The following is a 13917-nucleotide window of genomic DNA, read 5'->3' as shown; positions in this document are numbered from 1 at the left end:
CTGGTCTAATGGAACAATCCGGAAGCGGCGCTCTGCGCCCAGGCGGCGACCGAGTTCGGCAACACGCCGTAGATCACGACCGGCAGCGTCATTGCCAGGACGAAAGCCGATTGCAGGAAGCCGAGGGAAACAGGTCGCGTCGAGTCGGGCTCGCCGTCGATGCACATCGTCTTCGCCACGCGCAGGTAGTACACGAGCGACAACGCCGTGTTCGCCGCGGCGACGACCATCACGAACGTCAGCAGCGTGCTGTGCGATTCGAACAACGCCTGCAGCACCCGCAGCTTCGGCCAGAAGCCGGCGAGTGGCGGCAGACCGACGAGGCTGAACAGAATCAGCGTGAAGGCCACCGCAATCACCGGGCTGCGGTTGATCAGCCCCGAGTAATCTTTGATCTCCTCGCTCTGCATCGAGTTGCGGAGGAATGCGATGATCGAGAAGGCGCCAAGATTCATGAACAAGTAAATCGCGGCGTAAAGCATGAGCGCTGAAATCGCTTCGCTGGCCGCTGCCGTTTTGCCCTCGCCGAGCAGAGCCACCGCCGCGGCGACCGGCATCATCATGAAGCCGGCGTGAGCGATCGTTGAATAAGCGAGCATCCGCTTGATGTTCCGCTGTCCGTAGGCGGCGAGGTTGCCGAACGTGCAGGTGACGATCGAGACGACGCCGATGAGCGTGATGAGGAAGCTACGAACGGGGCCGAGCGGCGTTTCAGCGCTGGTCGCGGCGGCGCCCCGCTGGCTGACCTCCGGTTGCTGCTGAGCAACCAAACGAATCGGCGCCGCGGCGTGGTCTCGCTCGCTAGCTGCGACGTGAGGCGAAGGCTCGCCCGGCTTCGCGGCGGAGGGCGATTCGTAACTAAAGCCGACCGCGACTCGCACCAGCAGCGCTAAGGCCGCCGCTTTCGAGGCGACCGATAGAAACGCGCCGACTTCCGCCGAGGCCCCTTCGAAGACGTCGGGACACCAGAAGTGAAACGGCACGGCCGATAGCTTGAACGCCAACCCGACGCCGACCATCAGTCCTGCCAGCGCGAGCACCATGACTGTGAGTTCACGGTCGGCCATCCGCGTCGGCAGATCGAATTCGATCAACCGTTGCGTGAGCGTCGGGAAGTGTGCAGAGCCGAGCAGCCCCGCCAGCAGGCTCGTGCCGTACAGCATCACCCCCGCGGCCCCGGCTCCGTAGACTGCATATTTGAGTGCGGCCTCGCTGCTACGGCGGCGACCTTTGACGATGCCTGCCAAGACGTACGACGGCACGCTCGCCATTTCGACGCCCAGGAACATCGTCAGCAGATGATTCGACGAAACCATAATGCACATGCCGATCGTGGCGCCGAAGACGAGCGAGAAATAATCTTGCCCATCCTCGCGGTCGGCGATGCCGGTAAGCTGCGACAGGACGACGAACAGTACGACGAACGCCATGAGAAACAGGCGGAAGTAGGCCGTCATGCCGTCGTAAACGAGCAAGCCGGTGAACAGCTCTTCGCGTTCGATCGCGTGGAACGTGCCGAGCCCGCCCGGCGGGATCGCCGCGACGAAGGCGGCCAGCGAACCGATGAAGGCGATCACCACTGGCGGGATCCGGTCGAGCAGCGGGATCACGCGCGTCAGCAGCAACACGACGATCGTCACGCACAGCGCCAACTCCGGTCCAAAACGAGGCAAACTCGTTTGGACCGTGTCGCTAATCAGGTTGTCGACGATCTCGTGCAAATTCACTGCGTAAGTCTCGCAGGCGATGGTTCGTTAGTGACGCGAGTGCTGAATGGCATGGCTGACTATGGAGCGGCGGAAGCAACTTGCGGTTCTTCTTTGCCGAGCGACTTCCTTAGCGTTTCTTGCGTCTCGTCGAACCGTTCGGTCCAGTCGGCGAGTTGCTGCACCTGCTGGTCGACGGAGGGTTGCATGTAGTTCAGCACTGCCTGCGGATACACGCCGAAAACGATCGCAAACACGGTGAGCGGCACGGCAATCGCGAACTCGCGCGGCAACATCGGCGTCAGCGCCTCGCCATGGGGGCCACGATATTCGGCGCCAAGGTAAACGCGTTGGATCGCCCACAGGATATACGCGGCTGTGAGGATCACTACCGCCGCCGAGATGACGGCGAGCAGTTGGCTGTACTTCCAGACCGAGAGGACGACGAAGACTTCGCCGATGAATCCGCACAGTCCCGGCAAGCCGAGGCCGGCGAAGAAGATGACGATCGCAAAGCCGCTGTAGACCGGCATCCTCGCCATAATCCCGCCAAACTCGTTGAGGTTGCGGTGATGGACGCGGTCGTAGAGGACGCCGACGCAGAAGAACATGCCAGCCGAGCTGATGCCGTGGGCGATCATCTGGAACATAGCGCCGTTGACGCCCATCTTCCAGTAGTCGGCGTTGTAGCTAAACGAACCGGGCGCCGTGGCGCTCCACATGCCGAGGCTCCAAACGCCCAGGCCGAGGACGACGTAGCCCATGTGGCTCACCGAGCTGTAGGCGACCATCCGCTTGAAGTCGTTTTGCGCGAGTGCCGCGAAGGCGCCCCACACCATGCTGACGACGCCAATCGAGCAGACGATGTAGGCGAGGTCGTACCCTGCCGCGGGGCAAATGGGGTAGCAGATGCGAATGATGCCGTAGCCGCCCATTTTCAGGAGGATGCCGGCGAGGATCATCGAGATCGGCGTCGGCGCCTCGACGTGCGCGTCGGGAAGCCAGGTGTGCAGCGGCACGCTAGGCACCTTGATTGCGAAGCCGATAAAGAGCAGCACGAACGCCCACCACTGAATGCTCTTGCCGAGCCACGCCTCGCGGAGGAACGGCGATTCCTCGTGCTGGCCGATATGCTGCAGCGCGAGGATGTTGAAGGTGTGGAGTTGCCGGCGCTTGGCGGGATCGGTTTCGGCAGTGATTTCCTTGAACCGCTTGGCCAGCGCGTCTTCGCTCTCTTTCCACGCGGCGAACGCCCCCTCGGGCGTTGCACGCGGCCCGCTGACGTCGACCTTCACGACGCCGGCGCTCGCGAGCTGCTGCGGGTTGAGCAGCGTGAGGTCGCTGTTGAAGTAGAGCATCAGGATCGCGATCAGCATCAGCACGCTGCCGACGAGCGTGTAGAGGAAGAACTTGATGGCCGCGTATTCCTTGCGCGGGCCGCCCCAGACGCCAATCAGGAAGTACATCGGCAGCAGCATCACTTCCCACAGGACGTAGAACAGGAAGAAGTCGAGCGCCATGAAGACGCCGATCATGCCTGTTTCGAGCAGCAGAAAGAGAATGCAGAAGGCCTTCACATGCTTCGTGATCGACCAGCTCGCGGCGAAGGCGAGGATGCTGATGAACGTCGTCAGCACGACGAGCGGAAAGCTGATGCCGTCGAGGCCCATCAGGTATTGGATGCCGAACGAGGGGATCCAGGGCGCCGAGAACATGTCTTGCATGTTGGCGACGCTGCTTTTGAATTGCACGCCGCGAGCGTCGAAGAACAGGCCGAGCGAAAGCATGAAGGTGAGGATCGTCACCCCAAGCGCGAAGTACCGGGCCGCTTCCTCCTTGCCGCGCGGAAAAAACGCGAGCACCAGGGCGCCCAGCGCCGGTAGGAAGACCATCAAGCTCAGGTAAATAATTGGGTCGCTCAGATTCATGATGACGAGACGATCCTTAAGACATCAAAACAAAGGCCGCCGCGAAATACGCGAGGCACATGAACCAAGTCCCCATCACGATAAACAGCACGTACTGCCGCAGGCTTCCCGTTTGGAACCGCCGCAGCAGTAGGCCGAAATCCCACGTCCAGTTGGCGAACGTGTTGACGCTGCCGTCGACCAGCGTTCGGTCGAACACCGTCGAAAAAATGCCCGCGATTCCACGGCAGACCCACGCGCAGCCATGCAGGAACCAATCGATCACGCCACGATCGAACAGCGCAATTTGCTTTCCGATGAACAGGGCAGGGCGGATGAACAGCACGTTGTAGAGCTGATCGAAGTACCACTTGTTCCAGAGGAGCGTGTAGATCGGCCTGAAGGTTTGCTTGATTTCGTTCGGGTTGAGGTAACCCCAGAGGTACACGACCGCGGCGCCGAAGACGCCGATCAGCGCGGAGCCGAACGCCGCGAGGCCGGCCCGCAGTTTTATGTCCGGCGCGTGGCTCAGATGCTCGGCCGGGACGACGAGGTCGTCGATTAACATGCCTGCACCGCCGGCGGCGGTGCCCACCGGTTGCGCCTGTTCCAGCACGCGCGTCAGATTGAAGGCTGGCCAAGCAACCGCGATCGCAAACGTCGCCAGCAAAATGAGGGGCCACGTCATCGCGCGCGGCGATTCGTGGGCATGATCGTACTTGTGGTGGTCGCGCGGGGCGCCGGTGAACGTCATGAACCAGAGCCGGAACATGTAAAACGCGGTCATCGAGGCGCCGAGCACCGCCATCACGAGGAAGATCCAGTAGCCGCCGCCGTTCGTTTGGGCATGGCTCCAAGCTTGCTCGATGATCGAATCTTTCGAGAAGTAACCGCTAAACCCGATGGGCGTGAGAGGTACGCCGGCCCCGATGATCGCGAGGCAGCCGATCAGCATCGTGTACGCCGTGATCGGCATCTTTTTGCGGAGGCCGCCCATCTCGGTCATGTCGTTCGTGTGCACGGCATGAATTACCGAGCCGGAGCACATGAACAACAAGCTCTTGAAGAAGGCGTGCGTGATGAGATGGAACAGCCCCGCGATCCAGCCGCCGAGGCCGAGCGCGAGCATCATGTAGCCGAGCTGGCTGACGGTCGAATAAGCGAGGACGCGCTTGATGTCGGTCGCCGTGATCGCAATCGTCGCCGCGAGCGAGAGCGTGATGCAGCCGATGACGGCGATCACCAGCAGCGCTTCGGGGCTGAACGCTGGGTAAAAGCGGCCGACAAGGTAGACGCCGGCCGCAACCATCGTCGCCGAGTGGACAAGCGCGGAAACGGGCGTAGGGCCTTCCATCGCGTCGGGGAGCCAGACGTGGAGCGGGAACTGAGCGCTCTTGCCGACGCAACCGCAGAAAATGCCAACGCCCGCGACCAGCAGCAGCCAGTGGCCCGCTTTGCCCGCGGCGGCGTCTTCGGCCTCGATCGTCGGTTGCTGGCGGGTTTCTTCGGTAACCATGCTCGGCGGCGGCACGAGGCGGTAACCATTTTCCGCGGTCCGCAACTGGCTGAAGATCCCCGGCTCGGCGATCGCCCCCGAGTCGGTCAGCAGCGTCTGCCCCTTGGCGTCTTGCTTGTCGCCGAAGGCAAACGTGCCGAGGCTCGCCCACAACGCCATCATGCCGATCAGCATCCCAAAGTCGCCAACGCGGTTGACGATGAACGCCTTATTGGCCGCCGTGCTCGCGCTGTGGCGCTCGAAGTAGAAACCGATCAGGAAGTAGGAGCAGATGCCGACCAATTCCCAGAAGACGAACACCATCGCCACGTTGCCGGCGATGACGATGCCCAACATGCTGAAACAGAAGAGCGACAGATATTGGAAGAAGCGGTGGAAGCGGCCGGGCCGACTGAGATGATGACCGTGGACGATTACTTCGTGGTCGTGATACGGGTCGTGCAACTCGTCGTGCATGTAGCCCGTGGCGTAGATGTGAACGCACGAGGCGATGAGCGTCACCATGCAGAACATCGTCACCGTGAGGGCGTCGATGTAGTAGCCGATGGTCAGCTTCAAGTTGCCGAACTGGCCGAGCGCGTACCAATCGCCGAAGTAGTACGTTGGCGGCGGATTCGCGGCGTGGCCCTCGGCCGCAGAGTGTTCATCGGCGTGCGATTCTTCTTGGAACGCGACCAACTGGAACGGCGAGTCCGCCGCCGCGTGTGACGCCAGCGGCGCTGGCTCGCCGATCATTGCCGAATCGTGATGATGATCGGCGCCAGCGGGAGCGTCGTGATTATCGCCCTCTTCGTGGTGTTCGCCGTGATGCGCGACGGGCAGCTCGTGGTTCGGCAGCCAGACGATAAACATCGCCGTGAAGCTGAGCAGAAACGCCGAGACGATCGCCCCTGACGCCACGTAGCCGGCCCACTTGCCGTGGGGGCCAAGTCGTTTGCCGATGAACAAAATTACCACGAACGACGCCAACGGCAATAGCCAGGCGGCGGCGAGCAGCTTCGGCAGCGCGGTAGCGGGGGTCAAGTCCATCGCAATCCGTCGGCGTTAGCCTTGCAGTTGATCGGCGCGGTCGACGTCGATCGAGTCGTGGTTGTTGTAAAAATTGAGCGCGATCGCCAGGGCCACCGCCGCTTCCGCTGCGGCGAGCACGATGACGAACAACGCAATCAACGGCGCGTCGAGCCCCAGGTCCGGCCCGCCGTTGTTGAGGTATTTGCTGCCAAAGGCGACGAAGTTGAGGTTGGCGCCGTTGAGCACTAACTCAATCCCCATCAACACGCCGAGCGCATTCCGCTTCGTCGCCATGCACATGGCGCCGCAGACGAACATCACCGCGCCGACCGTCATGTAGTGGGCCGGTCCGGGCGGTTCAGTCAGCAGGTTGGCGAGCAGCGAAATGGTCATGGATTAGTCAGGAAGAACAGTTGATTGAAATCATAGCGAGCGCTACCAGCGAGCCGACGGGTTTATCCCGTCGGTAATGGATGCGCCCGCCGTTTCGCGCGAGCCAAATAGGCCGCCCCAATCAGCACCACCAGCAAATGAACCGACACAATTTCAAACGGAAACAAGTATCCCGATCTTCCCGCTTGATTGCTCGCGGGGGCGTCGATGTTATCGACCCGGGCGCCGAGCAGTCCCATGCCGATGGGCGTGGCATTCGGTTCTGCCTGCAACTTCTCGACGGCCGCCCGCTCGGGGCTGCGCCACTCGGGGACGCTAAACGCTGCGGCCGTTAGCAGGCTGAGCAGCGCTCCGCCGGCAATCATGCCGATCACCCAATCGCCGGCGGGCGTCTTCATGTTCACAAATCGCTCTTGCGACGTGAGCATGACGCCGAAGATCAGCAGCACCAAGGTACCGCCGACGTAAATCAGTAGTTGCATCGCGCCGACGAATTCCTGGCCTGCCAGGAAGAACAGCCCCGCCGTCGCCGCGAGGGCGAGCACGAGATAGAAGGCCATGCGGACGATGTTCGTCGACAGCAGCACCGCAAGCGAGAAGGCGCACGCAAGCCCGCCAAACAACAGGAAGAAAACCGAGGGCCAGTAGATTTGCTCCATCGCTAGTCCCTCCGTCCTTGGCTAGCGAAGTGCTGATTGTGCGTGTGGGAGGCGTCTCCGACGCCGATTCCGCTGTTCACTTCATGCCGCGCTCGCCCACCAAGCTGCTTCGGCGTCGGAGACGCCTCCCACAGGTCGGCTTCGTGATCTTCTCGCACGTCGACCACTGCAGGTCGCGCCGGCTCAACGGTCGCTGCTCGCGGCGCGTCCCAACCTTCGTCGACTGCGAACATTGCCGTGGGAGCCGGCAGCAGTCCGAAGAACGTGCGACCGGGCAGATTGTATTGCCAGAGCACCGCGCCGAGGAACATCACCGCGGCAATCGGCGTGCAGTACTTCAGGCAGGTCGCCATCACCTGGTCGATCCGCAACCGCGGCAACGTCCAGCGAATCCAAATCATCACGCAGACGCCGATGACGCCCTTGAACAGCACGTTCGTCAGCCCAATCAGGTTGCCGAGGTAGCCGGTGAGTTCGCCGTTCTCGTATGTCAGGCCGAGGATCGACGCGATCGGGATCGGCCCATTCCAGGCGCCGAGGAACAGCACCGAAGCCAGAATGCTCACCGACAGCATCGAGCCGTACTCGGCCATGAAGAAGAAGCTCCACCGCAGGCCGGAGTACTCCGTGTGGAAGCCGGCCACCAGTTCGCTTTCCGCTTCCGCCAAGTCGAACGGCGCGCGATTGACGCTCGCCGTCGCACACGTGAGGTAAACCCAGAATGTGATAAACGTCGCCGGATCGTGGAAGATGAACCAGTTGGTGAAGAGCCCCGCCTGCTGGTTGCCGATAACGACCATGTCCATCGACCCGGCAATGAGCACAGGGACGACAGCGCACATGCCGAGCGGCACTTCGTAGCTCACCACCTGAGCCGCTTCGCGCATGGCGCCGAAGAGCGACCACTTCGAGGCCGAACTGTACCCGGCGAGAATGACGCCGAAAACTTCGAGCCCCAGCACGGCGACGACGAAAAAGACGCCGGTGTTGAGGTGCTGCGCGATCCAAGGATAAGGACCGCCGGCAAATGGAATCGCGATGAACGCCGCGATCGAGGCGGCGAAGCTGACGTACGGCGCGATCTTGAACAGAAAACCGTCCGCCCCATCGGGCATCAGGTCTTCTTTGGTGATCAGCTTCAGGCCGTCGGCCAGCGTTTGCAGCCAGCCGAACTTACCGCCGACGCGCGTCGGACCGAGACGATCCTGAATACGGCCGGAGATCTTGCGTTCCAGCCAAATGAACACGAGGGCGCCGACCGCCACAAGGTTCAGAATCAACACGATGTGAATCAGCGCAGCGACAACGTAGCCAACAGCGCTGTCCGACGGGATCGACCAGCCGAGTCCCGACAACAGCCAACTGGACAGCAGCCAGTCGAGCAAGTTGTTGATTCCAGACGCCACAGCAAACTTCCGTGAGTTGTGAGCGAGCTAACGACCGCTCATGAAAAGTGGGTGCTTTGCCCGACTTTTGCTAACAATGACAAAGCACTCGGAACCCAAACCATCGATCCAGGCATGCCAGCGGAAGTTCGTGAAATATGGCACAATGCCGTGCAAGTGTATAGTCTCTCCGCACTCCAAATCTGAGAAACAACGTTGCGGGATTGTCAGTTGTCCGTCGCTAGTTGTCAGTTGCTAAAGACCGCGGGCGGAAGCCCCTACGACAGCCGCAACTGACTGCAGACCACTGACAACAGGCTTTCCTCACCGATCAATCTCACCCATCACGATGTCGAGCGAACCGACGATCGCCGGCACGTCGGCGATCAGGCAGTCGCGGCACAACTCGCTCGCGACCGACAAGTTGCAGAAGCTGCTGCTACGTGCGCGGGCTCGCCACGGGATCGCATCGCCGCTGCTCACGATGTAAAAACCCATTTGCCCGCGCGGCGCCTCGGTCTCTAGGTACACTTCACCCTTCGGCAGCTTCTGGTTGAGCTTCATCGGCTCGCCGTAGTTGCCGCTGGCCACGCTGTAACGATCGATCGCTTGCCGCACGAGATCAATCGACTGCATCACTTCGAGCATCCGCACGTAGAACCGGTGCCAACAGTCACCGAGGATCGCCTCGCGCGGTACGGCCGGGTAGTCATGATCCTTCGGGTAGTGGCCGTTCTTCTCGACGATCACCTCAAAGGCGTAACCATCGTACATCGCGGTGTAGATTTCTTCGCCGTCGCGGCGGAGATCGTGGTCGACGCCGCTGCCGCGGAGCACCGGCCCGCTCGTGCCGTAGTCGATGGCCGTCGCGGCAGACATGACGCCAATCGCCGCGGTGCGCTTGATGAAGATCGAGTTCGTCGTCAGCAGCGTGTGGTACTCGACGATGATCGGTTCAAGCTGCGTAAGGAACGCCTCGCACTTCTGCAGCCAGCCGTTGGGCAGATCGGCCGTGCAGCCGCCGACGGTGATGTAGCTATAGGTGAGCCGGGCGCCGCAGACCTCTTCGAACAGGTCGAGAATCCGCTCCCGCTCGCGGAACGCGTAGAGGAACGGGCTGAACGTGCCGAGGTCGAGCCCATAGGCGCCCATGCCGACCAAGTGACTGGCGATCCGACCCATCTCGGCGATGATCACCCGCAGATGCCGGCCTTTTTCCGGCGGCTCGTATTTCATCAACTTCTCGACCGCGAGCGCCCAGCCGAGATTCATATTCATCCCGGCGAGGTAGTCCATCCGATCGGTGTACGGAATGAACTGCCGCGGCGTGAGGTTCTCGCCAATCTTCTCGGCGCAGCGATGCAGATAGCCAAGATGCGGCGTCACCTCCGACACGATCTCGCCATCGGTGCGCAGCACCAACCGCAACACGCCATGCGTGCTCGGATGCTGCGGGCCCATGTTGACCAGCATCTCGTCCGTGCGGACGTCGAATTCGATGGTGCGCGGGTCGTCGATGGTTGAAGACATTGCGTTGCGAGGTCGAGGGCCAGAGTTCGGAGTTCAGAAAAAGTCGTTCGAGTTGCGGTGCGAGTTACCTCCCACGAATCCCGTGGTACTCAAGCGGCATCTCGTAATCTTTTCGCAGTGGATGCCCCACCCAATCTTCGGGGCAGAGAATGCGCCGCAGATTCGGGTGGCCAATAAAGTGAATGCCGAGCAGGTCGTAGCATTCGCGTTCGTGCCAGTCGGCGGTGCGCCAGACGTGCGCGACCGAGTCAATCTCCGGCAAGTCGCCCGGTTCGTCGCCCTTCCACCGCGGCAGCATCACCTTCAGCACCAGACTGTGTTTGTGCTGCATACTGAAGAGATGGTAGACCACTTCCAGATGCGGCTGCCATTCGCTCTTGGCCGCCTTCTTCTCGTCGGTGTGAACGTAGTCGACGGCGGTGACGCTGTTGCAATAGTCGAACGCGAGGCCCGGCTCGTCGCGCAAGTAAGTGCAGACGGCGACGATCGAATCGGGCGCCACTTCGATCCACGGATCGACGTTCTCTAGGTTTGCGCCGGTGATCGCCGCGCCGAACTTATCTTTGAGCTGGTCGACTAAACTCATTGCGGCTTGTCCGTGGTCAGTAGTCCGTTGTCAGTTGCGAATGCGAGAACAGCGTTTCATCGTTGGGGAGTTGCACTCGCGACAGCAGCCCGCGACAGCAGCCACTGACCACTGACGACGGACAACTGACGCCCTAAGCAGACAAAATCGACCCCGTAGCCCGCCCGCGCTTTTGTTCCAATTCCAGCGTCACTGGCGCCCGTTCGACGACTTCGCCGGCATGGCTCCGCACCGAGCGGACCCAGTCCAGATCGCCGCGCCGCCAGACGTAGGCGAAGCCGACCATCAGCACCGCGAAGAACACGCCGATGTCCCACAGCGAGGCCCGCGCCATTTGGCGAGAAGTCGCCTCGACCGTCGCTTTCATCACCGAGCCGTTCGTGGCGGTCCCGCCCAGCTCACGCATCTCCGCCGGCGAGAGGGCGCCGATCGTCGCTTGCGATGGATTGCGGACGCCAAGTTCCCGCAGCCGTTCCGTCGCTTGCGGCGTCAGCTCCTCCGCGGAACCTCGCTCCGGATCGAGATCGGCCATCACGACGGGCATGTTGGGCGCCGTCAGTTGTGTTGCCTTGCCGAAGACCGTCGCCCACGGGAAAAAGAACGCCACTTCGACGTCGAAGATAATGAAGAGCAGCGCGACGACGTAGAACCGCAGGTCGAACTGCACGAAGCTCGAACCGATCGTCGGCTCGCCGCACTCGTAGACTTCAAGCTTCTCTTGATTCGGCAACCGCGGCCGCAAAAACCGGCCGAGCAGCAAGTTCACGAACAAAAACGCCACCGCCAGGCCCGCGAACAGGCCGAGGTAAGCGACGATGGCGATAGGCGTGGCCATTTTCTAGCTGTCCGTGGTCAGTGATCCGTTATCAGTTGCGAAAGCGGGGACGTTGTCTCATCGTGGGAAAGTTTTCCTCGGCGACAGCAGCCACAGACTACTGACGACGGACAAATGACGCCCCTACTGATTCGGTCCCCCATGCACCGGCTCGACGATCACCTTCGACTGGGCGACCGCCGTCGGGTTGATCGTGGCCCGGCCCCAGGCGACATCGAGCGGCAGTCGGGCAAAGTCGACGATGCACCCGTCGCGACTGTAACAACTCAGGTCGTGGCTCGCCCCCATGAAGATGCAATCGACAGGGCAGGGCTCGACGCACAACGCGCAGAACATGCACTTGCTGTAGTCGATCGCGTAGCCCGTGATCTTGAAGCCCTTGCTGCCTTGCACGCGCTCCTTGCCAATGTAGATGCAATCGACGGGGCAAGCCTTCGCGCATTGATCGCACGAGATGCAGGTCGTGAGGTCAAACCGATGAAAGCCGCGGTAACGCGCGGCGACCGGCACGGGGAGCTCGGGATACTCGAAATGCTCGGTGAACGTCTTGCGATCGGGGCGATACGTCTTAATCGCCGTTCGCAACGTCACCCACATCCCGGCGCCAACTGTGGCGACAGCTTCGAGGATATTCCCCAACCAGGGAAAGACTCGCTTGAGCCAGGCAATCATGGGCGAACTTCACCTTCGTCCCGATGGGGGCGGATGAGCAAATCAGCCGCGGCCGTCAGGGAGTTCAACCAATCGTTCTACTCGCGCCTTTAAACGAGTGCGATGCCGCATCCGATGCAGCAAGGCCGAAGCGCAAGCCAAAGCAGTGGGGTCGATTATAGAGATGTCGACCCGCGCTGCAACTGTTCGCTTGATGCAATGAATGCGAATAGAGAAATAGTCAGCGCCCGCGGAGGCCTCATGCGCTGGTCGTGTGGGCTCCGCTCGATTGAATGAACATGCGAATGCGAGTCGCACTCAGCAATGAGAAGCTGCGTGCCAGTAACGGGACGCTCTGGTGAAATTGGCTCGAAGCCGCCCCGCCGATTCGAGCAGGGAGTGAGAGGACGCGACGAGCCCGCCGTGAGATCCGAGGCGGAGCGGTAGTGCAGCAGGTCGCGGCCGCCCAACGCCCATTCGACCGGTGGACACTAACAGCCAGCCCTCGTCGGCTGATTCTGGCGGGTCACCCCGTGTCAGAATCGCGGCAACGCTAGCGATGCGCTCTCGATTTGGGGCTCGGTAAACGCTTAGGTCATCGGAGAAGGCGTGTGGGCCGAAACCCGAGGCCCTGGTAGAGTCGTAAGTCGTTTAATAAGAGAGGTTTACGTTTGATCGGCGCGTCGTATGATCGGGCGGCAAAGCGCCAAGTCGAATCACCGTCCCTGTTTCCTCACCCGCAAAACTCCACCTACCCCGCAAAAAATGGGCCGGCGGGCTGTCATCATTTCTTGACTAGCCCCAATCACCACGTAGAGTGGAACGAGGGGAATGGTCTCCATTCCCCGCCGAGGGCGCCCTAATTGGCCGTGCAAAAGGGGTTAGGATCGCTCACGGCAACGGCATGAAGGCAGCTACTTTGGAGGGCCGCCGGGCCAACCCGCGAAGGAATCGATCATGTTAGTTCTCTCACGCAAGAAGAACGAAAGTATTGTCATCAACGATGACATTACGATCGTCGTGGTGGAAATCCGCGGCGACAAGGTTCGCTTGGGAGTGGAAGCTCCCAAGGAAGTCCCCGTTCATCGCAACGAAGTTTACGAAGCAATTCGTCGCAACCAGCAACAAGGCGCCGATGGCGAGGCCCATGAAGCCGACGCCAACACTGCCGAGTAAATGTGGTCGCTCGTCCGCTTCATGTCCACGCCCCTAATTGGGGGGCGTGAACCGCTTTTGCCATTTGAGTTCGCGCCGCACCCGCGAACCCCATTCCAAGTCGGCTGCAGCTTTTCTTAGCCGACCGAAGTCGTTTTCGACTTGCCGTATTTCGGCGATTTTGCCGTAGTTTTCGGCTCTCTCCGCTCTCGGCCCTTGACGATTTGCGTTGTGCCCGCACAATGCGAGTTTCGTCGCCGAATGGTCGATAAGACTGTTCTCGGCACAAATCGCAGGGCAGTCGCTCGCCGACGTGCCTGCCACGTCCGGCCCCATCGTCTAGCGGTTAGGACACCGGCCTTTCACGCCGGTAACACGGGTTCGATTCCCGTTGGGGTCACTGAGGCCCAGAGTGCGCACCAGCGTGCTCTGGGCCTCTTTGCGTTTAGTCGCCGTGACGAACAAGAATGGAACCGCGCTGGGGGGAACATGGAACCGCCGATGGACGCAGATGAACGCAAATAAATAAAATGCGTTCAGAGCTCAGGGCGTTTCTTCCATCTGCGTTCATCGGCGGTTACTC

Annotated in this window: 11 protein-coding genes and 1 tRNA gene; 2 read left to right on the top strand and 10 right to left on the bottom strand. The window is 61.2% G+C overall.

The genetic code is table 11. The features are described from left to right. Positions 1–5: 5 nt before the first annotated feature. The 10 genes from ACQY7R_RS05360 to ACQY7R_RS05315 all read right to left on the bottom strand — a co-directional run bounded on the left by ACQY7R_RS05360 (position 6) and on the right by ACQY7R_RS05315 (position 12200). Entirely contained in the window at positions 6–1727 is a 1722-nt protein-coding gene (locus ACQY7R_RS05360; RefSeq protein WP_428304558.1) for an NADH-quinone oxidoreductase subunit N, read from the bottom strand. A gap of 59 nt (positions 1728–1786) precedes the next feature. Next, a complete protein-coding gene (locus ACQY7R_RS05355; protein WP_428304557.1) occupies positions 1787–3634 on the bottom strand; it encodes a complex I subunit 4 family protein in 1848 nt (615 codons plus the stop codon). Between the two features lie 16 nt (positions 3635–3650). Next, positions 3651–6158: an NADH-quinone oxidoreductase subunit L gene (gene nuoL, locus ACQY7R_RS05350; RefSeq protein WP_428304556.1), complete on the bottom strand. Its 2508-nt coding sequence runs from the start codon at positions 6156–6158 to the stop codon at positions 3651–3653. 15 nt (positions 6159–6173) lie between these two features. Next, a complete protein-coding gene (nuoK, locus tag ACQY7R_RS05345; RefSeq protein WP_428304555.1) occupies positions 6174–6533 on the bottom strand; it encodes an NADH-quinone oxidoreductase subunit NuoK in 360 nt (119 codons plus the stop codon). A 62-nt stretch (positions 6534–6595) separates the two neighbouring features. Continuing rightward, positions 6596–7192, bottom strand: a complete 597-nt coding sequence (locus tag ACQY7R_RS05340; protein ID WP_428304554.1) for an NADH-quinone oxidoreductase subunit J family protein — start codon at positions 7190–7192, stop codon at positions 6596–6598. Positions 7193–7194: 2 nt separating this feature from the next. Further along, positions 7195–8598 (bottom strand): NADH-quinone oxidoreductase subunit NuoH, encoded by a 1404-nt coding sequence (nuoH, locus tag ACQY7R_RS05335; RefSeq protein ID WP_428304553.1) that lies wholly within the window; start codon positions 8596–8598, stop codon positions 7195–7197. A 303-nt stretch (positions 8599–8901) separates the two neighbouring features. After that, a complete protein-coding gene (locus ACQY7R_RS05330) occupies positions 8902–10107 on the bottom strand; it encodes an NADH-quinone oxidoreductase subunit D (protein ID WP_428304552.1) in 1206 nt (401 codons plus the stop codon). 64 nt (positions 10108–10171) lie between these two features. Then, a complete protein-coding gene (locus ACQY7R_RS05325; RefSeq protein ID WP_428304551.1) occupies positions 10172–10693 on the bottom strand; it encodes an NADH-quinone oxidoreductase subunit C in 522 nt (173 codons plus the stop codon). A gap of 133 nt (positions 10694–10826) precedes the next feature. Further along, on the bottom strand, positions 10827–11528 hold the full coding sequence (locus ACQY7R_RS05320; RefSeq protein WP_428304550.1) for an NADH-quinone oxidoreductase subunit A: 702 nt from the start codon (positions 11526–11528) through the stop codon (positions 10827–10829). 123 nt (positions 11529–11651) lie between these two features. Further along, positions 11652–12200, bottom strand: a complete 549-nt coding sequence (locus tag ACQY7R_RS05315) for a 4Fe-4S binding protein (RefSeq protein WP_428304549.1) — start codon at positions 12198–12200, stop codon at positions 11652–11654. A gap of 936 nt (positions 12201–13136) precedes the next feature. Between ACQY7R_RS05315 and csrA the strand changes: the two genes are divergently transcribed. After that, positions 13137–13355, top strand: a complete 219-nt coding sequence (csrA, locus tag ACQY7R_RS05310; RefSeq protein WP_428304548.1) for a carbon storage regulator CsrA — start codon at positions 13137–13139, stop codon at positions 13353–13355. 307 nt (positions 13356–13662) lie between these two features. Continuing rightward, positions 13663–13734 (top strand) — tRNA-Glu (locus ACQY7R_RS05305). Positions 13735–13917: the final 183 nt, after the last annotated feature.

This window comes from Lacipirellula sp., from assembly GCF_965279485.1.
In the GTDB taxonomy this organism is placed as follows: domain Bacteria; phylum Planctomycetota; class Planctomycetia; order Pirellulales; family Lacipirellulaceae; genus Lacipirellula.
The sequence above is the reverse complement of the archived record's forward strand: the minus strand, read 5'-3'. Positions and strand labels throughout refer to the sequence as shown.